Origin of the sequence: Paenalicyclobacillus macrosporangiidus (genome assembly GCF_900116805.1) — a bacterium.
Taxonomy (GTDB): domain Bacteria; phylum Bacillota; class Bacilli; order Alicyclobacillales; family Alicyclobacillaceae; genus Alicyclobacillus_H; species Alicyclobacillus_H macrosporangiidus.
Genome location: NZ_FPBV01000008.1, coordinates 86,813 through 108,042, shown reverse-complemented (window position 1 = coordinate 108,042; position 21,230 = coordinate 86,813). Strand labels below are relative to the sequence as shown.

The 21,230-nt window shown below is 65.2% G+C and carries 19 protein-coding genes; 15 read left to right on the top strand and 4 right to left on the bottom strand.

Going from position 1 to position 21,230, the window contains the following annotated elements:
- Positions 1 to 4: 4 nt before the first annotated feature.
- The 14 genes from BM357_RS08885 to BM357_RS08820 all read left to right on the top strand — a co-directional run bounded on the left by BM357_RS08885 (position 5) and on the right by BM357_RS08820 (position 15,373).
- Positions 5 to 748 carry a (Fe-S)-binding protein gene (locus BM357_RS08885; protein WP_074951838.1) on the top strand — a complete coding sequence of 248 codons (744 nt, stop codon included), beginning with the start codon at positions 5 to 7 and terminating at the stop codon, positions 746 to 748.
- On the top strand, positions 748 to 2,271 hold the full coding sequence (locus BM357_RS08880) for a LutB/LldF family L-lactate oxidation iron-sulfur protein (protein WP_074951973.1): 1,524 nt from the start codon (positions 748 to 750) through the stop codon (positions 2,269 to 2,271). Before BM357_RS08885 ends, BM357_RS08880 begins: the two co-directional genes overlap by 1 nt.
- Positions 2,268 to 2,966, top strand: coding sequence for a LutC/YkgG family protein (locus BM357_RS08875; RefSeq protein ID WP_074951836.1), 699 nt, complete (start codon positions 2,268 to 2,270; stop codon positions 2,964 to 2,966). The genes BM357_RS08880 and BM357_RS08875 overlap by 4 nt, the downstream gene beginning before the upstream one ends.
- Positions 2,967 to 3,088: 122 nt before the next feature.
- The gene (locus tag BM357_RS08870; RefSeq protein WP_074951833.1) at positions 3,089 to 3,466 is read left to right on the top strand and encodes a hypothetical protein; all 378 of its coding nucleotides are present in this window, start codon (positions 3,089 to 3,091) and stop codon (positions 3,464 to 3,466) included.
- Positions 3,467 to 3,875: 409 nt separating this feature from the next.
- On the top strand, positions 3,876 to 4,781 hold the full coding sequence (ilvE, locus tag BM357_RS08865) for a branched-chain-amino-acid transaminase (protein WP_281245578.1): 906 nt from the start codon (positions 3,876 to 3,878) through the stop codon (positions 4,779 to 4,781).
- A gap of 69 nt (positions 4,782 to 4,850) precedes the next feature.
- Entirely contained in the window at positions 4,851 to 6,518 is a 1,668-nt protein-coding gene (gene ilvD / locus BM357_RS08860) for a dihydroxy-acid dehydratase (protein WP_074951830.1), read from the top strand.
- A 44-nt stretch (positions 6,519 to 6,562) separates the two neighbouring features.
- A complete protein-coding gene (ilvB, locus tag BM357_RS08855; RefSeq protein WP_074951827.1) occupies positions 6,563 to 8,287 on the top strand; it encodes an acetolactate synthase large subunit in 1,725 nt (574 codons plus the stop codon).
- A complete protein-coding gene (ilvN, locus tag BM357_RS08850) occupies positions 8,284 to 8,814 on the top strand; it encodes an acetolactate synthase small subunit (RefSeq protein WP_074951824.1) in 531 nt (176 codons plus the stop codon). Before ilvB ends, ilvN begins: the two co-directional genes overlap by 4 nt.
- A gap of 84 nt (positions 8,815 to 8,898) precedes the next feature.
- Positions 8,899 to 9,927: a ketol-acid reductoisomerase gene (gene ilvC / locus BM357_RS08845; protein WP_074951821.1), complete on the top strand. Its 1,029-nt coding sequence runs from the start codon at positions 8,899 to 8,901 to the stop codon at positions 9,925 to 9,927.
- Positions 9,914 to 11,467 carry a 2-isopropylmalate synthase gene (locus BM357_RS08840; RefSeq protein WP_074951819.1) on the top strand — a complete coding sequence of 518 codons (1,554 nt, stop codon included), beginning with the start codon at positions 9,914 to 9,916 and terminating at the stop codon, positions 11,465 to 11,467. Before ilvC ends, BM357_RS08840 begins: the two co-directional genes overlap by 14 nt.
- 11 nt (positions 11,468 to 11,478) lie before the next feature.
- On the top strand, positions 11,479 to 12,546 hold the full coding sequence (leuB, locus tag BM357_RS08835) for a 3-isopropylmalate dehydrogenase (protein WP_074951816.1): 1,068 nt from the start codon (positions 11,479 to 11,481) through the stop codon (positions 12,544 to 12,546).
- Positions 12,547 to 12,556: 10 nt separating this feature from the next.
- Entirely contained in the window at positions 12,557 to 13,993 is a 1,437-nt protein-coding gene (leuC, locus tag BM357_RS08830) for a 3-isopropylmalate dehydratase large subunit (protein ID WP_074951813.1), read from the top strand.
- A gap of 3 nt (positions 13,994 to 13,996) precedes the next feature.
- Positions 13,997 to 14,608, top strand: coding sequence for a 3-isopropylmalate dehydratase small subunit (gene leuD / locus BM357_RS08825; protein ID WP_074951810.1), 612 nt, complete (start codon positions 13,997 to 13,999; stop codon positions 14,606 to 14,608).
- Positions 14,609 to 14,704: 96 nt separating this feature from the next.
- Positions 14,705 to 15,373: a LysE family translocator gene (locus BM357_RS08820; RefSeq protein WP_175511489.1), complete on the top strand. Its 669-nt coding sequence runs from the start codon at positions 14,705 to 14,707 to the stop codon at positions 15,371 to 15,373.
- A 235-nt stretch (positions 15,374 to 15,608) separates the two neighbouring features.
- Here the strand turns inward: BM357_RS08820 and BM357_RS08815 are convergent, their stop codons facing one another.
- The gene (locus tag BM357_RS08815; RefSeq protein ID WP_245783912.1) at positions 15,609 to 16,661 is read right to left on the bottom strand and encodes a class I SAM-dependent methyltransferase; all 1,053 of its coding nucleotides are present in this window, start codon (positions 16,659 to 16,661) and stop codon (positions 15,609 to 15,611) included.
- Positions 16,662 to 16,735: 74 nt separating this feature from the next.
- Here BM357_RS08815 and corA point away from each other — a divergent pair, with 74 nt between their 5' ends.
- Positions 16,736 to 17,674, top strand: a complete 939-nt coding sequence (gene corA, locus BM357_RS08810; RefSeq protein WP_074951804.1) for a magnesium/cobalt transporter CorA — start codon at positions 16,736 to 16,738, stop codon at positions 17,672 to 17,674.
- A 72-nt stretch (positions 17,675 to 17,746) separates the two neighbouring features.
- Here corA and BM357_RS08805 read toward each other — a convergent pair whose 3' ends face one another.
- From BM357_RS08805 to thrC, 3 genes are read right to left on the bottom strand one after another with little or no spacing between them, the layout of a single operon-like run.
- Positions 17,747 to 19,036, bottom strand: a complete 1,290-nt coding sequence (locus tag BM357_RS08805; RefSeq protein ID WP_074951801.1) for a homoserine dehydrogenase — start codon at positions 19,034 to 19,036, stop codon at positions 17,747 to 17,749.
- Positions 19,033 to 20,106: a homoserine kinase gene (gene thrB / locus BM357_RS08800; RefSeq protein WP_074951798.1), complete on the bottom strand. Its 1,074-nt coding sequence runs from the start codon at positions 20,104 to 20,106 to the stop codon at positions 19,033 to 19,035. The genes BM357_RS08805 and thrB overlap by 4 nt, the downstream gene beginning before the upstream one ends.
- Positions 20,103 to 21,185 carry a threonine synthase gene (gene thrC / locus BM357_RS08795; protein WP_074951795.1) on the bottom strand — a complete coding sequence of 361 codons (1,083 nt, stop codon included), beginning with the start codon at positions 21,183 to 21,185 and terminating at the stop codon, positions 20,103 to 20,105. Before thrC ends, thrB begins: the two co-directional genes overlap by 4 nt.
- Positions 21,186 to 21,230: the final 45 nt, after the last annotated feature.

The following is a 21,230-nucleotide window of genomic DNA, read 5'->3' as shown; positions in this document are numbered from 1 at the left end:
GAGCTTGAAGGTTGCACTGTTCATCACGTGTCTGGTGGATAACTTCTTCCCGGACGTGGGGGAGGCGATGGCGCGGATCCTTGCGGCGCACGGTGTGCACATGGAATTCCCGGAGGGACAGACCTGCTGCGGACAACCGGCGTTCAACAGCGGCTACGCCGACGAGGCGCGGGAGGTGGCGAAGAATCTCCTGGATGCGTTTGCGGACGCCGATTACGTCGTGTCGCCCTCGGGGTCCTGTGTGGGGATGATTCATCACTGCTATGCGGAATTGTTCGCCGACGACCCGGCGCTGGCCTGGCGGGCCCACGAACTGGCCAAGAAGACCTATGAATTCTCCCAGTTCCTGGTGAACGTCCTGGGTGTCGAGGATCTCGGAGCCCAGTTTCCGTACCGGGTCACCTACCACCCGTCGTGCCACGGCTCCCGCCTGCTCGGGGTCCGCGATGAACCCTTGCGGCTCCTGCGCCGCGTGCGTGATTTGCAGTTGGTCGATCTCCCGGGCGCCAGCGATTGCTGCGGATTCGGCGGGACTTTCGCCGTCAAGATGCACGAGGTGTCCACGGCGATGGTGGATGAGAAGGTCGAGCATGTCCTGGAGACCGGCGCGGAGGTTCTGGTCGGCACGGACATGGGGTGCCTGATGAACATCGGCGGGCGGCTGCGCCATCAGGGAAAACCGGTGCGGGTGCTGCATCTGGCGCAGCTGTTGTATGAAGGCATGCGGATTGGAAAGGTCGTGGTGTGATGGAGGACGGGCGCCGAACAACCGTGATGGAGCGGGCACACCACGCTCTGCAGGACGAATTCTTGCGCAAGGCGGTTCGCTTCACCACCGCCCGGCTCAAGAACAACAAGTTGAAGGCGTCGGAAGAACTCGGGCGCTGGGAGGATTGGCGCGAACGGGGCCGGCGGATCCGCGCGCACACGGTGGCGCATCTGGATTACTATCTCAAGCAGTTCGCCGATCAGGTCCGCGCACGCGGCGGCAAGGTGTACTTCGCCGCCGACGCCGCGGAGGCGGCCCGCGTTGTCAGCGGGATCGTCGAGGAGAAAAAGGCCAAGTTGATCGTGAAATCGAAGTCGATGGTCTCGGAAGAGGTGCACATCAACCGCCATCTCGAGGCGCTGGGGGCCGAGGTGGTGGAGACGGACCTCGGCGAGTACATCATTCAGCTCGCGGGCGAGGGGCCGTCCCACATCATCGCGCCGGCGATTCACAAGAACCGGGAGCAGATCCGCGATCTCTTCATGCGGGCCGGCGGCGAGGGGCTCGGCACAGACACCCCCTCGTTGGCGGGGTTCGCCCGGAGGCAGCTGCGGGAGAAGTTTTTGAGCGCCGACATCGGCATCACCGGGTGCAACTTCGCCATTGCGGAGTCGGGAACGGTCGTGCTGTTCACGAACGAGGGAAACGGCCGGATGGTGACGACGCTGCCGCCCGTGCACATCGTGATGATGGGGATGGAGCGCCTGTTGCCGACGTTCGCCGACCTGGAGGTGATGGCCAATCTCCTGCCGCGCGCGGGCACGGGCCAGAAGCTGACGGCGTACATGAGCATGATCACGGGGCCGCGCCGCCCCGGCGAGCTGGACGGACCGGACGAGCTGCACGTCGTCATCCTCGACAACAACCGGTCGTCTCAACTGGGCGATCCCGATTTTCAGGAGGTGCTGCACTGCATCCGCTGCGGCGCCTGTTTGAATGTGTGTCCGGTGTACCGGCAAATTGGCGGGCACGCGTACGGGGCCGTGTATTCGGGGCCGATTGGCGCGGTCCTGACGCCGCTGCTCAATCAGGGTTCGGAGTACGCCGACCTGCCGTACGCCTCCAGCCTCTGCGGGGCGTGCTTCGAGGCGTGCCCGGTCAAGATCCCGCTGCACGACATGCTGGTCCGGCTGCGCAGGCGCAATGTCCGCGAAGGACGGGTGAAGGCTGCCGAACGCTTCGCGTTCCGCGGCTTTCGCCAGGCGTTTTCCAGCCCGGGCCGCTACCGCTTTGTGATGCGCCTGGCGCGCACCGCCCAGCGGCCCTTGGTCCGGCAGGGGTACATCGAATCGACGTTCGGACCGCTGTTCGGCTGGACGCACAGCCGCCATGCGCCCGCACTGGACCCTGTGCCGTTCCGCGAGCGGTGGAAGCGCCTGGCGCCCGAATTGGAAGAGCGGGCGCTGGACCGGGAGGCCGTCGGGCAGCCGGCCGCAGTGGATAGGCGGCAGGCGGATCCATCGCGGGCGGACGACGGCGGCAAAGGAGGGGCTGAGCGGTGAACGAGGCCGACTTTCTCAAGCGGATTGCCGGGCGGCTGGGCCGGTCCACGCCCCTGGCCGAGGCGCCGCCGCGCGAAGAGATTGGTGCACCGGACTTCTGGCAGACGTATGCGTTGCCGTTGCCCGAGCGGATGGATAAGTTCATCGTGGAGTTGGAGAAATTGGGCGGCCACGCGCGCGCCTTCGACAGCTTGGCGGCGCTGCACCAAGGGCTTCGTGAGCTGCTCGCCCAGTTGGCCCCTGCCCGCGTAGGTACCTGGGGGCCGGAGTGGGTGACGGAGCACGGGCTGGAGGACGTGCTCAGCGGCTACGACGTCGTCCAGTGGACGGGCGCGGAGGCGGATCGCCGCCAGGTGGTGGAGCGGTTCGCCCAGGTGGACGTCGGCATCACAGGGTGCGCCTTCGCGGTGGCCGACACGGGGACCATCGCCGTGGTGACGTCGCCGCAGCAGGGCCGGTCCGTCAGCCTTCTGCCGCCGGTGCACATCGCCTTGGTCCCGGTGAGCCGGCTGTACACGCGTCTCGGCGAGGCGCTGGCGCAGGTCGCCGCCAATGCCGCGGGCATCCCTTCGTCCGTCAACTTCATCACGGGCCCGAGCCGCTCGTCCGACATCGAGGGGGACGGGACGGTGGGCATCCACGGCCCCGCCGCGGTGTACGCGCTGCTCTGGCAGGACGAGGGCGAGGCGCCGTAAGGCCGCTGCCGCTCGCGTCCCCTCCCCGTGTCCCTCCGGCGGCATCCTGGGCTCCTGTCCGCGCCCGTGTCCGCAATCGCGCATACGCATATCATCATCACCCTGCGCGGGAGGGATGCGGGATGCTGCGGGAAGCCTGGTACGCGGTGGCCTTGACGGAGGAGGTGCGCCCGGGGCCGTGCCGTGTGACGGTGCACGGGCAGGAGCCCTTCCTCACCTTCACGCCGGCGGACGAGGAGACGACGTGGATTTTTGGCATGTGTTTGCGCAACTTCGCCCACGACGCCGCGCTGATGGATGAACACCACCTGTCCCACACACTGCACGTGCTCGAGGAGGATCAGCGCATCGTCGAGTCGCTGCGGCCGCGGCGCGCACCGTTCCAGATGCAGGACGAGGTGCACGTGCCGTCGGACGGCCCGATGCTGCGGTATCGCCACATGCTGCGGCGGGCCCTCGGAAGGGGCCCGCGTGGTTCCGGGGACACGACGTCCCGCTGAGTGGCCGGCGGAGGCCGGCGGTGGTCGGTCAAGCCCGCCGAACGCTGGGGGCGCGGCGCGCGTCTACGGATGGAGCGGGCGGATCCGCCCGCCGTTGGCGCAGGTGGCGCAAAAAATTTCGAAGTCTGACGATTTCCAAGCCTGGCAAGAAAGTAAGCGTTTACGAAAAAATCTCGTAATCGCTTACATTCGGTCGCCAGGCTCATTCGTACATTGACATGCTTTTGAAACCGACTTACAATCACGAACAAACCACAGCTTCTTGCTACACTCGCGAGCGTTCGAAGGGTTCCAAGCGGACGGGCGACGGGACTGCTCCCGGCAAACGCCTTTCTTTGGAACATTCGGACATTTTTCGTGGTAACGGCACTGTGGCGGGGAACGAACATGACTTGGGAGTGTGGAAACGGTGACGCAGGCGACGCAGTGGATCTTCATGAATGGGGCGTTCGTGACCAAAGAGGACGCAAAAGTCTCCGTCTACGACCACGGTTTTCTGTACGGCGACGGCATCTTTGAAGGCATTCGCGCGTACGGCGGAAACATCTACCGGCTGCGGGAGCACCTCGTGCGACTCTACGACTCCGCGCAAGCGATCCTCCTCACCATCCCTTATTCAATGGAAGAGATGGAAAAAATCGTTGTGGACACCGTACGCAAGAACAACCTCGAGAATGCGTACATCCGCCTGGTCGTCTCGCGGGGCGTCGGCAACCTGGGCCTGGATCCTGCGAGCTGCAAGGAGCCGAACGTCATCGTGATCGCCGAACAATTGGCCCTGTATCCGAAGGAATTCTATGAACGCGGGATGGAAGTGGTGACGGTCGCCACCCGCCGCAACCGTTCGGACATCCTCAACCCGAAAGTGAAGTCGCTGAACTACCTGAACAACATCCTCATCCGCATCGAGGCCAGTTTGGCCGGAGCCGGCGAGGCCCTGACGCTCAACACGGAGGGATACGTCGCCGAGTGCTCCGGGGACAACGTCTTCATCGTGCGCAACCGCGTCCTGTGGACCCCGCCCGCGTATCTCGGCGCCCTGGAGGGCATCACGCGGAACGCCATCATCGAAATTGCCCGCGAGCTGGGGTATGTGGTGAAGGAAGAGCCCTTCACCCGCCACGACGTGTACACCGCGGATGAGGTGTTTCTCACCGGTACGGCCGCCGAGATTGTCCCCGTCATCAAGGTGGACGGCCGCGTGATTGGCGACGGCAAACCGGGGTCCATCACCCATGAGCTGTTGGCCGAGTTCCGCAAGCGCGCCGTGACGGACGGCGTCAAGGTGTACCCGGAACGGCAGCCGGTGACCTGACCGGATGGCGGCCCACGAGCTGCCCGGTGAATCCAGTGACCGAGTGGAGAAAGGCGGGACCAGGTTCTTATGCGCAGCGACATGATTAAGAAAGGGGTCGATCGCGCCCCCCACCGCAGCCTCCTGTACGCGACGGGCGTGAAGCCCTCCGATCTGCCCAAACCATTCATCGGCGTGTGCAACTCCTACGTGGACATCGTCCCGGGCCACGTCCATCTGCAGGAGATGGGCAAGATGGTCAAGGAGGCCATCCGGGAGGCGGGCGGCATCCCGTTTGAGTTCAACACCATCGGCGTGGACGACGGCATCGCCATGGGCCACATTGGCATGCGCTACTCCCTGCCGAGCCGTGAGCTCATCGCCGACTCCGCCGAGACGATGATCAACGCCCACTGGTTTGACGGTGTGTTCTACATCCCGAACTGCGACAAGATCACCCCGGGGATGTTGTTGGCCGCGGTGCGGACGAACGTGCCGGCGGTGTTCGTCTCCGGTGGCCCGATGGAGGCCGGGCGATCCCGCAGCGGCAGGACGCTGTCCCTGTCGTCGGTGTTCGAGGGCGTGGGCGCCTACCAGGCGGGGCGCATCTCGGCGGAAGACCTGCAAGAGCTGGAGACGCTGGCCTGTCCGACCTGTGGATCCTGTTCCGGCATGTTCACCGCGAACTCGATGAACTGCATCATGGAGATGCTCGGTATCGCCCTCCCCGGCAACGGGACCATCGTCGCGACCTCGAAAGACCGCTACCAGCTCATCCTCGACGCAGCGAAGCACCTGATCCGCATGGTGCAACAGGATATCCGGCCGCGGGACATCATCACCGCCGAAGCGATTGACGACGCGTTCGCGCTCGACATGGCGATGGGCGGGTCGACCAACACCGTGCTGCACCTGTTGGCCATCGCCAACGAGGCGGGCATCGAATACGACCTGCGGCGCATCAATCAGGTGGCAGAACGGGTGCCGTACCTGGCCAAGATCAGCCCGGCATCGGAGTACTCCATCCAGGATGTGCACCGCGCCGGCGGGATCAGCGCCATCATCAAGGAACTGCTGTCCATCCCGGGGCTGCTCCACGGGGATCGCATCACCGTCACCGGCAAGACCCTCGCGGAAAATGTGGCAGACGCGGAGATCCTCGACGAGCGGGTCATCCGCCGCAAGGAAAATCCCTACAGCCCGGTCGGCGGTCTGTCCATCCTGTACGGCAACCTGGCGCCGGACGGGGCCGTCATCAAAGTGGGTGCGGTCGATCCGTCGATCCAGCGCTTTGAAGGCGAGGCTATCATATACAACTCGCAGGAGGAGGCCCAACAGGGCATCGATAGCGGCGAGGTGCGCGAGGGACACGTGGTGGTCATCCGGTACGAGGGCCCGAAGGGCGGGCCGGGTATGCCAGAGATGTTGGCTCCGACGTCGTCCATCGTCGGCCGGGGGCTGGGGACGAAGGTGGCCCTCATCACCGACGGGCGGTTTTCCGGCGCCACGCGCGGGATCGCGGTCGGCCACATCTCCCCGGAGGCGGCCGAGGGCGGTCCCCTGGCGCTCTTGGAAAACGGGGATCGCATCGTGATTGACCTGCCGAACCGGCGTATCGACGTCCTGCTCCCCGAGGAGGAGCTGGCGCGCCGGAGGGCGGCCTGGCAGCCGCCGGAGCCGAAGGTGAGAAGCGGCTACTTGGCTCGCTATCAAAAATTGGTGACCTCCGCGAACACAGGCGGTATTTTAAAGGTCTGACGCGCCGGGACCGGCGCGCAATACGGGATGAGGAGGGGAGTTGTATGGGTGTCGATCTGAAACCATCGGCAAAGACCTGCACCTCGGTGAAACCGTTGATGAACGGATCCCGAATGCTCGTCGAAGCGCTGAAGCGGGAGGGAGTCGAAGTCATCTTCGGCTATCCCGGCGGAGCTGTGTTGACGATTTACGACGCGCTCTACGACGGGGGGATCCCGCACATCCTTGCCCGCCACGAGCAGGGCTGCATCCATGCGGCCGAGGGATACGCCCGGGTGACGGGAAAGCCGGGCGTGGTCATCGCCACGTCGGGGCCGGGGGCGACCAACTTGGTCACCGGGATCGCCGACGCCATGCTGGATTCGCTGCCGTTGGTCGTGTTCACCGGCCAGGTGGCCACCCAGGTCATCGGCAGCGATGCGTTTCAAGAGGCATCCATCATCGGCATCACGATGCCGATAACGAAGCACAACTACCAAGTGCGCGACGTGTCGGAGCTCCCCCGCATCATCCGCGAGGCGTTTCACATCGCGACGACGGGGCGGCCCGGTCCGGTGCTGGTGGACATTCCGAAGGATGTCTCGAACGCGATGGGCTGGTTTGAAGACCAGGAAGAGGTGCATCTGCCCGGCTATCAGCCGACGGTGATCCCGCACCGCATGCAGATTCGCAAGGTGCTGGACGCCATCCGTACGGCCAAGAAACCGGTGCTGCTGGCGGGGGCCGGAGTGCTGCACGCGCGCGCCCAGGACCTGCTTCGCGAATTCGCCGAGCGGGCGCAGTTGCCGGTGGTCAACACCCTGCTGGGACTGGGCGGTTTCCCAGCGAGCCACCCGCTGTTTCTCGGGATGGGCGGCATGCACGGCTCGTACGCCGCCAACAAAGCGCTGTACGAGGCGGATCTGCTGATCAACATCGGCGCGCGCTTCGATGACCGCTTGACCGGCAGCCTGGAGCATTTCGCGAAGTCCGCGACGGTGGCGCATATCGACATCGATCCCGCGGAGATTGGGAAGAACGTGCCGACGGACATCCCGGTGGTGGGCGACGCGGGCGAGGCGTTGAAGATGTTGCTCGAGGAACGGCCCGAGCCGGGGGACGTCGCCGAGTGGCTGGCGGAGCTCGGCGAGGCCAAACGGCAGCGGCCGTTCTGGTACCACGACAGCGACCGGGAGTTGAAGCCGCAGCGGTTGATTCAGATGATCCACGAATTCACCGGCGGCGGCGCCATCGTCGTCACGGATGTCGGGCAGCATCAGATGTGGGCGGCCCAGTTCTACCCCCTGGAGGAGCCGCACCGTTGGGTCACCTCGGGGGGACTCGGGACCATGGGCTTCGGATTGCCGGCGGCCATCGGGGCGCAGCTGGGGCGTCCGGACGCGCTCGTGGTGGCGGTGCTCGGCGACGGCGGGTTCCAGATGACCATGCAGGAGCTGGCCTTGCTCAAGGAGTACAACCTGCCGGTGAAGGTCATCATCGTCAACAACCAGGCGCTCGGCATGGTGCGCCAGTGGCAGGAGTTGTTCTACCAGGGGCGCTACGCGCACTCCATCATTCCGAATCTCCCGGATCTGGTGAAACTGGCGGAAGCTTATCAGATCCCCGGGTACCGGGCGAAGACCCCTTCGGAAGCCAGCGAAGTCCTGCGGCGCGCCCTGGCGGAACCGGGGCCGGTGTTGGTGGACTGCTGGGTGACGCCCGGCGAGAACGTGTATCCGATGGTGCCGCCGGGCAAAGGACTGCACGAAATGGTGGGGGTGACGCCGTGAACCGCATTCTCTCCGTGGTCGTCAACAACCGTTCCGGCGTGCTCAACCGCATCACCGGCCTGTTTCTGCGCCGCGGGTTCAACATCCAGAGCCTGACGGTCGGGACGTCGGAGACGGAGGGTCAGTCGCGGATGACCATCGTGCTCGACGTGGACGATGAACGCACGGCCGAGCAGGTCATCAAACAGTTGCACAAGCAGATTGACGTCCTCAAGGTGTCGGACATCACCGACCAGCCCATCGTCGCCCGCGAACTGGTCCTCATCCGGGTGAACAGCCCGCTGCAGACCCGTTCCGAGCTGACCGCGCTGATTGAGCCTTTTCGCGCCTCCATCATCGACGTCAGCCGCGACACGGTCACCATCCAGGCGGTGGGCAGCCCGGAGAAGGTGGATGCCTTGATCTTCCTGCTGCATCCGTACGGCATCAAGGAGCTGGCCCGCACCGGCCTCACGGCGTTCGTGCGCGGCACCGACGTGGCGGCGGAAGCCCCGCGGCCGTACCGCAACCGCGTCCTATCCATTTAATTGAACCCGTTCAAAACAGATTTCCCATCATCATACACGCTGGGCCCGGGCAAGGCGCCCCGCCCATTCGGAGGAGGATTTCTTATGGCCAACATGTACTTTGACAAGGACATCACGCTCGACGCGCTTCGCGGGAAGCGGGTGGCGATCATCGGCTACGGTTCGCAAGGCCACGCCCACGCACAGAACCTGCGCGACAGCGGCATCGAGGTCATCGTCGGCCTGCGCAAGGGCCGCTCCTGGGACCAGGCGGCCGAAGATGGGTTCGAGGTGTACTCTGTGGCAGACGCCGCCAATCTCGCGGACGTCATCATGGTGCTGTTGCCGGACGAGAAACAGCCGGCGGTGTACCGCGATGAAATTGAACCCGGCCTGGCGCCCGGCAAGGCAATTGCGTTCGCGCACGGCTTCAACATCCACTTCACGCAGATTGTGCCGCCGAGCGATGTCGACGTCTTCATGGTGGCGCCGAAGGGACCGGGGCACCTGGTGCGCCGCGTGTATGAGGAAGGGGGCGGCGTGCCGGCGCTGATCGCCGTCCATCAGAACGCCACCGGACGGGCGAAGGAACTGTCGTTGGCGTACGCGAAGGCCATCGGCGCCGGACGTGCGGCGGTGATTGAGACGACGTTCAAAGAGGAGACCGAGACCGACCTGTTCGGCGAACAGGCGGTGTTGTGCGGCGGCCTGTCCTCGCTTATCAAGGCGGGCTTCGAGACGCTCGTGAAAGCCGGATACCAGCCCGAGATCGCTTACTTCGAGTGCTTGCATGAGATGAAGTTGATTGTCGATCTCATCTACGAGGGCGGTCTGGCGTACATGCGCTACTCATGTTCCGACACGGCCCAATGGGGCGACTTCATCTCCGGTCCGCGCGTCGTGACGGAGGAGACGAAGAAGGAGATGCGGCGGATCCTCGAGGACATCCAGTCGGGCGCCTTCGCCAAGGGGTGGATCCTCGAGAACCAGGTCGGCCGTCCGATGTTCAACGCCATCAACCGTCGCGAGAACGAACACCCGCTCGAGGTGGTCGGCCGCGAGCTGCGGGAGAAGATGCCGTTCATTCAGCGAAAATCCAGCGCGAGGAGAGTGGTCGTCGGTGCGCAAAATTGAGATCTTCGACACGACGCTGCGGGATGGGGAGCAGTCGGCCGGGGTCAATCTGCACATCCACGAAAAGCTGGAGATCGCGCATCAATTGGCGCGCTACGGCGTCGACGTGATTGAGGCGGGGTTCCCCGCCTCCTCCCGCGGGGATTTCGAGGCGGTACAACTGATCGCCCGGCAGGTCAAAAGCTGTACCATCGCGGGCTTGGCGAGATCGACCGAGCGCGACATCGACGCGGTGCGCGACGCTCTGCGCGAGGCCGCGTCCCCTCGCATCCACGTGTTCATCGCCACTTCTCCCATCCACATGAAACACAAGCTGAACCTCACGCCGGAGGAGACCCTCGAGACGGCGGTGGCGGCGGTGCGGTATGCGAAGCGGTTCTGCGCGGACGTGGAGTGGTCGGCAGAGGACGCGACGCGAAGCGACTGGGATTTCCTCGTGAAGCTCATCACGAGGGTGATTGACGCAGGCGCGACGGTGATCAACCTGCCGGATACGGTGGGATACACCACACCCGAGGAATACGGCAACCTCTTCCGCTATGTGCGGGAGCACGTGCCGAACATCGACCGCGTCAAGCTGTCCGCCCACTGCCACGACGACCTCGGGATGGCGGTCATCAACACCCTGTCGGCCATCCAGGCGGGGGTGTCCCAGGTGGAGGTCACGGTCAACGGCATCGGCGAGCGCGCGGGCAACACGTCCCTGGAGGAGGTCGCGGTGGCGCTCGCCATCCGCAAGGATTACTTCCAGGCGGAGACGGGCCTGCATTTGGAGCAGACCATTCGCACCAGCCGCTTGGTCAGCAAGCTGACGGGGATGGCGGTCCCGCCCAACAAAGCGGTGGTCGGGGCGAACGCCTTCGCCCACGAGTCGGGCATCCACCAGGACGGGGTGCTGAAGAACCCGCTCACGTACGAGATCATCCGTCCGGAGATGATCGGCCTGACGTCCAACGTGATGGCCATCGGGAAACATTCCGGCCGCCACGCCCTGCGGGAGAAGTGCAAGGAGCTGGGATTGCAGCTGGATGAGCAGGAGTTCAACCGGCTCTTCCGCGCCTTCAAGGACCTCACCGGGAAGAAGAAGGAGATCACCGACGACGACATCCTGGCGCTGGCCCTCGAGTCGTCCAGCGAAGCGATGGCTTCCCGGTACGAGTTGGAGTTCCTCAACGTCTTTTACGGCCAGGACTCCATCTCCACCACGACCCTCGGCATCCGCCGGCCGGATGGCACCGTGGTGCGCGAGGCGGCGACCGGCAACGGCAGCGTCGAGGCGATCTACAATACCATCGAGCGCATTCTCGGCGAGCCGGTGCAACTGATTGACTACCGCATCCAGTCCACCACGGGCGGACAGGACGCCCTGGCGGAGGTGTACGTGAAGGTGCAACACCGCGGGGTGACGAGCAGCGGCCGAGGCATTGACAACGATGTGCTGTCCGCTTCCGCGAAGGCGTTCTTGGACGCCATCAACCGCGCCGCGCTGAAGGAACGGGTGGAGGACAAGGTCGCGGCATCCGCATCACCGACCGCTTGAGGAGGAACAGCATGGAAAAGACCATCGTGGTGTTGCCGGGGGACGGCATCGGGCCGGAGGTCACCCGAGAGGCGGTCCGTCTCCTGGAGACGGTCGGCGAGCGCTTCGGCCACACATTTCACTTTGCGTACGCGAAACTCGGCGGCGTCGCCATCGACGAGACCGGCACGCCCCTGCCCGAGGAGACGCTGAAGGCGTGCCTCGAGAGCGACGCGGTGTTGCTCGGTGCGGTGGGCGGTCCCAAGTGGGACCGCCTGCCCGGGCCGCAGCGGCCGGAGGCGGGGCTGCTGGCGCTGCGGAAGGCGTTGGGCGTGTTCGCGAACCTGCGGCCCATCACCGTGTACCCGCCGTTGGCCAGCGCTTCGACCCTCAAACCGGAGGTCGTGGACGGGGTGGACTTCGTCATCGTCCGCGAACTGACCGGCGGCCTGTACTTCGGGCCGAAGGAGCGGCGAAAGGGAGACCACGGCATCGAGGTGTCCGACACCCTGGTGTACAGTGAACAGGAGATTGAGCGCATCCTGCGCCTCGCCTTCGAGCTGGCGCGGCAGCGGCGCGGGCATCTGACGTCGGTGGACAAGGCCAACGTGCTCGAGTCGAGCCGGGTGTGGCGGGAGATCGCCGAACGCCTGGCGCCGGAGTACCCGGACGTGCAGTTGACCCACCTGTTGGTGGACAACGCGGCCATGCAGCTGGTGAAGAACCCGCGGCAGTTCGACGTGATAGTCACGGAGAACATGTTCGGGGACATCCTCAGCGACGAGGCGGCGATGATCACAGGCTCCATCGGCCTGTTGCCCTCGGCGAGCCTGGGTTCCGGCGGGCCGGGTTTGTACGAGCCCATCCACGGTTCGGCACCCGACATCGCGGGCAAAGGTTTGGCGAATCCGCTGGCCACTTTCGCCTCTGTCGCCATGATGCTCGATTACGGCTTCGGGCTCGGGGCGGAGGCGGAGGCGGTGCGCCAGGCCATCGCGAGGACGCTGGCGGAGGGTTGGCGCACGGCCGACATCGCGGCCGGCGGACCGGCGCTTTCGACGGAACAGATGGGTGAGACGGTTCGGAACGCACTGCGGTGAGGTGAGGGAGATGGCACCGAAGACGCTGTTGGACAAGATTTGGGAAGCACACGAGGTGGTGTCGCAGGGCGAGGGCAAGCCGAGCCTGCTGTACATCGACCTGCATCTGGTGCACGAGGTGACGTCGCCGCAGGCGTTCGACGGCCTGCGTGCGGCCGGGCGCCGGGTGCGGCGGCCGGATCTGACGTTCGCCACGATGGACCACAACATCCCGACGGACGTCCCGTCGGTGATCCGTGATCCGATTGCCCGCAAACAGGTCGAGGTGCTGGCGAAAAACTGCGCCGAGTTCGGCATCCACCTGGCCGGCATCGAGAGTCCGGATCAAGGCATCGTGCACGTCATCGGCCCGGAGCTGGGCCTGACCCAGCCGGGCAAGACCATCGTCTGCGGGGACAGCCACACGTCCACCCACGGCGCGTTTGGCGCGTTGGCCTTCGGCATCGGCACCAGTGAGGTGGAACACGTGCTGGCGACGCAGTGCCTGTGGCAGCAGAAGCCAAAGGTGCTGAAGCTGGAACTGACAGGCCGGCGTCCCGCGGGTGTGACGGCGAAGGACATCATCCTCGGCGTGATTGCGAAGCACGGCGTGGGCTTCGGCACGGGCCACATCATCGAGGTGTGCGGCGAAGTCGTGGCCACGATGTCGATGGAGGAGCGGATGACCGTCTGCAACATGGCCATTGAGGCGGGGGCCCGCGCCGGTTTGGTCGCGCCCGACGAGACCACGTTCGCCTACCTGCGCGGGCGCCCGTTCGCGCCGCAGGGGGAGGCGTTTGAACGCGCGGTCGCGGTCTGGCGCACCCTGCGCGCGGACGAGGGCGCCGTGTACGACAAGACCATCACCTTTGACGTCAGCGATCTCGAACCCCAGGTGACCTGGGGCACCAACCCGGGGATGTGCACGGGCATCAAAGGCGTCGTGCCCGACCCGGCGCAGGCGGCGTCGGAGGTCGAGCGCCGCGCGATGGAGCGGGCGCTGGAGTACATGGGGCTGGCGCCGGGCACCCGAATGGAGGAGATTCCGATCCAGCACGTGTTCATCGGCTCCTGCACCAACGCGCGCATTGAGGACCTGCGCCAGGCGGCGGCGGTAGCCAAGGGCCGAAAGGTGCATCCCGGCGTGCGGGCGCTGGTGGTACCGGGATCGAAACGGGTGAAGCAGCAGGCGGAAGCCGAGGGCCTGGACCGGGTGTTCAAAGAGGCCGGCTTCGAGTGGCGGGAGCCGGGTTGCAGCATGTGCCTCGGCATGAACCCGGACATCGTGCCGCCGGGCGAGCGGTGTGCATCCACCTCGAACCGCAATTTCGAAGGCCGTCAAGGCAGGGGCGCGCGCACGCATCTGGTCAGCCCGGCGATGGCGGCGGCCGCCGCGATTGCGGGGCACTTCGTCGACGTGCGCGAGTGGCTGGGCCAAGCCGAAGCGGCCGCGACGGGAGGGCGATGAGACATGCAACCGTTTGTGAAACTGACGGGCGTTGCGGCGCCGCTGGATCGCGTCAATGTGGACACGGATCAGATCATCCCGAAGCAGTTTCTGAAACGGGTGGAGCGGACCGGATTCGGCCAGTTCCTCTTCTACGACTGGCGCTTTTTGGCCGATGGCCGTGAAAACCCGGACTTCGTGCTGAACGACCCCCGCTATCGAGGGGCGTCCATCCTGGTCGCCGGGCACAACTTCGGCTGCGGATCGTCCCGGGAGCACGCCGCGTGGTCGCTGCTCGACTACGGGTTCCGCGTGGTGATTGCGCCGTCGTTCGCCGATATCTTCTACAATAACTGCTTCAAGAACGGCATCCTGCTGGTGACGCTGCCGGAGGACGCGGTGCGCGCGCTCATGGACGCGGCCGCGCGGAGCGTCGCCGTGACCGTGGACCTGGAGCGGCAGGTGGTGGAGACGGCGGAAGGCCTGTCTTGGAACTTTGAGGTCGATCCGTTCCGGCGTAAATGCCTGCTGGAGGGCCTCGACGACATCGGCCTCACGCTGCAGCACGAGGATGCCATCGCGGCGTACGAGGCCCAGCGGAAAGACGATCCGCTGGCGGTATTCGCCGCGAGGTGACGGCGAAAGCGCATTTTGTCAGATGCGGCAAGAATGGCAGGCGGATGACGCAAGCCTGGCCCGATGCGGCCAGGCTTGTCGCACGTATGCGGAGGGATGGCTGTCGGGATGTGGGGCTTGTTCGTGTCGGGATTTCTTCTGTCTCTGTCGCTGTGCCTCGACATCGGCCTCGTCAATGTGGCCATCATCAAGACGGGGCTGGAACGCGGGGCATGGCCGTCCTTCCTCGTCGGATTGGGCTCGTCCTTCGGGGACCTCACGTACGCGGTGGTCTCGATGCTGGGCATGTCGGTACTGCTGCGCTTCGCTGCCGTCCGGTGGGCCCTGTGGTTCGGCGGCTCCGCGGCGCTCTTGTACCTGGCGGGGCACATGGTTAAAGAGAGCCTGCGGCCGCGGGCCATCGCGGCGACGGCGGACGGGGCCGCCGGCGGAACGGACGGCCGCGGCGGCGGGATGAAATCGTTGTGGATGGGGCTCGGGCTCGCGTTGGCCTCGCCCTCCGCCATCCTGTGGTTCGCGGCGGTGGGGGGCAGCGTGATTGCCGCGACCGGCCAGCATGTGCCCGTCCGTGGCTTGGCCGCGTTTTACGCGGGATTTTTTTGTGCCGGCGTCCTGTGGTCGGCACTGGTGGCGTTGGTCGCCGGGCGGGCCCGCCAGTGGCTGGGGCCGCGGACGATGCGGGGCGTCTCCCTGTTGTCGGCCTTGCTGTTGGTCTATTTCGCCATCCGGGTGTTCCTGCAGGGATTGCACACCTGGGTGGGATGAGGGGACGAGAGGGGGCACAGGAGGAAGGCCCCAGTGAATATGAAGGCGGTGTTGCCGGTCAGGCGGGTGGATATGGCAGGAATGAAGGGTACGCAACCGGTCTCGTTGTCCGATTCCCCTGCAGACAACCATCAAAGAAGCCACCTGAGACCTCAGGTGGCTTTCTTGGGTGCTGGGGGCCATGGCTGAACGCGGAATGACGGGTCCATGATGTTGGAGATGGCAGACACGCAATCTACCGAACGACGGCCCACGCCAGGTGCACATTTTCATTGGCGTGGTACCCGTGTGCATTCCCCTTGAAATATCGCTCCTGGATGGCTGCCGGACCGAAATCCTCAACGACGTCAAGTCCCAACTTCCGAAGGTCCGCGGCCAGTAGATCTGGGTCAAAGGTGGTATTCATGGACTCCCCCATTTTTTGCAATTCCTTGCGAATCTCATTCAGATTGGCATCCGTCTCCGTATGGTAATCAAAAATCACCGAGCTGCCAGCCGGCGCAATCCGAGTGATGGACCGCAGCGTTTCAAACACATCATTCGGAGGGAGATACATCGTCACACCCAGCAAACTAAAGAGACTTTTCACGCGAGGGTTGTACGACGTTCTCGCGAGTGCCTCTGCAACACGCTCCTGTGTGAAATCCGTGGACACAAAGTGGAGACCCGCAGGAATTTCCCAGCCCAGATTCGTCAGCCGTTCGCGCTTGAATGCCTGTGTGGCTGGCTGATCGACCTCAAATACCTCGATTTGTCCTTGCTCCAGAAGGTGTTGATGGCGAAGAGCGAAGGTATCCAATCCAGCGCCGAGGATCACGTATTGCCTGACACCCTTTTGCATTTCTGACTGAAGCTTTTCTTCTGTGTATCGCGATCGAGTGACGACATTCGGGAGTCCCATGGATTGCAGCAAACTCGACAAACTGGCGCCGGCCTCACCGTCATGAGCCTGCAGAGCCGCCTTCAGGCCCTGTTCAATGAGATGGCGTCTTTCCTCTGGTATCAACGAATAGGCCAGAGAGTCATTGAAGATCACGGGATCGTCGTGTGTGGCGTGGTAAGCGCGGATGAAGGCGGTCATGAGGGCAGTCACGCTCATCGGGTTTGCTTTCAACTGAATATCCTCCTCTTGGGCGCCATCCCAGCCGTGTGGCGGGATAGGGTATTCAGCGAAAGCATAACAAGCAAAGGGGCTAAATTCAATACATTTAAACTCCATCATACCACACATAAAAATTTTTGTCAAGATAAAATTTGGAGGGGCTTGTTCGCAAACACCTCTCTCCATTGCCAATGGCCTCCACGTGGGCTATCATGGGCGCAAAGCCAGGTGTGGCCATCGGCAGGAATGGAGGGATACGGGTGCTGTTGTACCGGGAGGAGCAGGTCATCGATGTGCCGCCGCGGTTGCCGGCGGTGGGGGAGGTGGCCTGGATCCGTCTGCGGCAGCCCAGCGATGACCAGGTGCAGCGCATCCTCGGCGATTTATTCGGATGCCACCCGTTGGTCATCGAGGACGTGCTGCACTTCGGCCAACGCCCCAAGCTGGATCATTACGCGCATCAGCAGCACCCGCCGCAGGTGTTCATCACCTTTTATGCGCTGGCCGATTCGCTGGAGGCCAGGGAATTCTGCCTGGTGCTGGGGCAGGGCTTTCTCATCACGGTGGATCGCGCGCCCGTACCGGAGCTGGACGAGGTCGAGCGGCGCGTGCGGGAGAACCCCGCCTCCATGGCGTCCATCGGCCGCCTGTTGCATCAGATTTTCGACCTGTGCGTCGACCATTACTTGAGCCACATCGACCGCCTGGAGGAACGCTTCGACGCCCTCGAGCGGCACGTGTTCGATCACCCGGACGCCAAAGTGGCCGGGACCATCTTCCGGATCAAGCGGCAGCTCGGACGCGTGCGGCGCATCGTCGCCGACGGGCGCAACGTGATTGGCGCCTGCGCGCACGAAGCGTTCCCGTACACCGACGAGCGCGAGGCGGTGTACTTCCTCGACGTGTACGATCACGCCACCCGCGCCGTCGACACCCTGGACGCCATTCGCGACAACCTGAGCGGTCTGTTGGACCTGCAGACCGCGCAGCGTTCCAACCGGATGAACGAGGTCATGAAGACCCTGACCGTCTTCAGCACGCTCTTTCTGCCGCTCAACTTCATCGTCGGGTTGTACGGGATGAACTTTGAACACATGCCCGAACTACATTGGAAGTACGGCTACTTGTACGCGTGGGGCTTGATGATCTCCGTCGGCGGGGCGATGATGGTGTACTTCAAGCGGCGCCGGTGGTGGTGATCTCCGTCGGCGGGGGCGCCCGGTCGGCCCATTCGGCCCACCCGGGTCACCCGTTCGCTCCGCTCGCTCTCCTCACTCCGGCGCTTCCACGACCGGCATCACATTGTGGACCGCCTCCACCTGCGGCAGGGCGCGCAGGCCTTCGACCACGTTGGCGAGCGGCCCCGGCTCCGTCGCATGCGTGACAATCACGATGTCCGCCGTATTCCCTTTCGCGCGCTTCTGCAATACCGTCTCCATACTGACGTTGTGGACGCCGAAGATGCTGGCGATGGCGGCGAACACCCCCGGCTTGTCGGCGGCCGTCAGACGCAGGTAATGGCGGGCCGGTGCGGCGTGGAGCGGACTCACCCGTTTGCCGGGCAGGTACATGCGTGAGACGCGGCCCGAGACGCCGAGGCGAATGACGCGCAGCACCTCAATCACGTCGCCCACCACCGAGCTGGCCGTCGGCAGGGATCCGGCGCCGCGACCGAAGAACATCAGGTCGCCAGCGGCGTCCCCGCGCACGAACAGCGCGTTGAACGGCCCCGACACGTGGGCCAGCGGGTGCTGTTTGCTGACGAGGGCAGGGCGCACGTGCAGGGACAGGACGCCAGCCCGGTCGCTGCCGGTGGCCAGCAGTTTGACGACACAGCCGAGCTCCTCGGCAAAGCGCACGTCCTGCGCCGAGATGGAGCGGATGCCCGCCACCTGGACGTCGTCCAGCGTGACCCGGGCGTGGAACGCGATGGACGCCAGGATGGCTAATTTGCGAGCGGCATCGAGGCCGTCCACATCGCTGGACGGGTCGGCCTCCGCGTAGCCGAGCCGCTGCGCTTCCGCGAGGGCGTCCGCGAAGTCCGCGCCCGTCTCCGTCATCTGCGTCAGGATGTAGTTGGTCGTGCCGTTGATGATGCCGAGCAGATCGCTGATCTCGTTGGCCGTCATCTGTTCCGTGAGCGGCCGGATGAGCGGAATGGCGCCGCCGACCGCCGCCTCGTAGAACACATCCACGCCGTGTCTCTCCGCGGCGTCGAGGATCTCCGCGCCGTGCACCGCGATGAGGTCCTTGTTAGCCGTCACCACGTGCTTGCCGGAGGCGATGGCCTGCAGGATATACGTCCGGGCCGGCTCAATGCCGCCGATGGTCTCAATCACGATGCGGATGGACGGGTCCTCCAGCACTTCCGCCGGTTGATTCGTCACGAGGCCGGGCGCCAGCTCGACCGGCCGCGGCTTGTCCACCTGACGCACCAGGATCTTCTTGATGGCCGGCCGCAGGCCGGTCATATCCGCAATCTTCCCCTGCCGTCGATTCATCAGCTCGACGACGCCCGATCCGACCGTCCCGCATCCGAGCAGTCCCACTTCGACAATCATTTCGACACCCCTTTCTCCGCCGCGCCCGGAGCGGCACTTCGGGTCTCCGGCACCGGGCCGGCGAGCACCTCCACGCGCGTCTCCAATCGCCGCGGCTGCAGCACGTACGTGTAACACTCGATGTTGAATTCGCGCCACACCAGGGTCATCTCGTCCGCCACCTGGGAGGCGGTCCCTTCGCTGTCGCACCAGGCGAGCAGGGTGGGGCCTGCGCCGCTGAGGGTGGTGGTGATGGCCCCGGCGCGGATGGCGGCCTGGCGGACCTCCTCACACCCCGGGATGAGCCGGCGGCGGTACGGCTCATGAAGTCGGTCGCCGAACCCCCCCTTGAGCAGTTCGAGTTGACCGGTGGACAGCGCCAGCGTCAGGCGAGCGGCCTGGGCCGTGTTCCACACCGCGTCCTCCCGCGGGATGGCGGTGGGCAGGACGCGCCGGGCGTCCTCTGTCCGCAGCGGAAAGTTGGGGACCGCCGCCGTGAATACCAACGCCTCCGGGATGGGCAGCGCGAAGGAACGGGCCTGGCGCCCGTCCACCACGCTGAGCCAGGCGCCCCCGAGCAACGCCGGTGTGACGTTGTCGGGGTGGCCCTCCATCTCGACCGCGAGATCGAGCAACTGTTGGCGGGACCACTCGTGTTCTGGCGCGTACCGGGCGAGGAGGGCGTTGGCGAGCAACAGCCCGCCCACGATGGCCGAGGCGCTGGAACCGAGCCCCGCCGCGACGGGGATCCCGTTGCTCAAACGCAGCCGCCAATCCCGCGGGACGTCCGCCGCGGGGGTGAGGTCCAGGACCCGGTCGATGGCCTGGACGACGGCGTTCGTCCGATCCCGGGGGAGCAGCGTCGCGCCCTCCCCCTCGACGTGGACGGAGAACGGGCCCCGCACCTCCAATTCCATCTCGTTGCACAGGCCGAGCGCCAAACCCATGCAGTCAAACCCTGGTCCGAGGTTGGCGGAGGTGGCGGGCACGCGGACGCGGAATCGGGGCGCGTCTGCCGGCGCCTGGGCGGAGGACGCCGATGTGTCCGGAAGGTCGCGCGTGGACATCCCAGCCGGGCTCTGTACGTTCATAGCCATCGCTCCAGGGCCGTCTGCACCGCGTCGGTGCTCGCCTCCGTCACCAGAGGCGCGCGATCGCTGTGCTGGATGGCGTTGTCCGGGTCTTTGAGTCCGTTTCCGGTGAGGACGCACACCACCGTCTCGCCCGGCTGCAGGACGCCCTGCGCGTGCAGTTGCAGCAGGCCGGCCACGGAGGCTGCGGACGCCGGTTCGGCGAACACCCCTTCGCGGGCAATCAGCTTGTACGCATGGCGGATCTCGTCATCGCTGACGGCGCGGATGCCGCCGTTCGATTCCTGCACGGCGGCGACCGCCAGGTGCCAGGACGCGGGGCGCCCGATGCGGATGGCGGTGGCAAAGGTCTCCGGGTGATCCACGGGTTCTCCGCGCACCAGCGCGGCCGCGCCCTCCGCCTCGAAGCCCTGCATGCGGGGGAGGTTGCCGACGATGCCGGCGGCGTGGTAGGCACAGAATCCCTTCCAATAGGCACTGATGTTTCCCGCGTTCCCCACGGGGATGCACAGGTGATCGGGCGCGCGGCCGAGGGCGTCGCAGATCTCGAACGCGGCGGTCTGCTGCCCTTCGAGGCGGAAGGGGTTGACCGAGTTGACGACCGTCACAGGCAGCCGTTCCGCCAGCTCGCGCACGATGGCGAGCGCTTCGTCGAAGTTCCCTCGAACGGCGACCACCTCGGCGCCGTACATCATGGCCTGGGCTAGCTTACCCATCGCCACGTATCCGTCCGGGATGAGGATGACCGCTTTCAACCCCGCCCGGGCTGCGTAGGCGGCGGCGGACGCGGAGGTGTTGCCGGTGGACGCGCAGATCACCACCTGGCTGCCGGCTTCGGCCGCCTTGGCCACCGCCAGAACCATGCCGCGGTCTTTGAACGATCCGGTGGGATTTGCCCCTTCGTATTTGAAATACACGTTTGCGTGGAGCTGTTCACTGAGCCGGTGGGAGCGGATCAGCGGGGTATTGCCCTCGCACAGCGTCAATGCGGGCGTCTGGTCGGTCACGGGCAGCCAACGCCGGTAGGCCGCCAGAAGTCCTGGCCATGGCCGGTGCGGATGCTCATGGTCTGCATGCATGGGTGTTCCTCCTGCGTGCGTTTCTCTGCCGGCGGGCAGAATTCG